Here is a 317-nt window from a genome sequence, read left to right as displayed (position 1 = left end):
GCGCCACTGGCTGCGGAACGCCCAGCGCTGGTATTCGAGGGTCGAATGGGCGACTCCCGGGATGCGGATCGCCGAGCGAAGTTTCTCCGCCACCTCCGCGAACTCCGGGGAGCTCTGCCAGGCGGGTCCCGAGCGGGCCCGCAGGAGGCGTTCGATCTCGGCGCCGTCGTCGCGGACGAGCAGCCGCTCGGGCCGCCACGGAATCTGGTAGTCCAGGAACGTCGGCAGCAGCGCCTTCCGCTGGGCCCGGTCGCGCAGGGTGGCGTCGCGCAGCGAGATCGGATGCGGCGAATCGACGACGGCGATCGCCCGGACCG

At 72.2% G+C, this 317-nt stretch carries 1 pseudogene; it reads right to left on the bottom strand.

Features of this window, described 5'->3' with window-relative positions:
* Window positions 1-317: pseudogene (locus I0Q12_RS28230) on the bottom strand (alpha/beta hydrolase); the annotation flags it as partial.

It is taken from the genome of Rhodococcus sp. CX (assembly GCF_015865005.1).
Classification (GTDB): domain Bacteria; phylum Actinomycetota; class Actinomycetes; order Mycobacteriales; family Mycobacteriaceae; genus Rhodococcus.
This window is presented reverse-complemented; position numbering and strand designations above follow the sequence as displayed.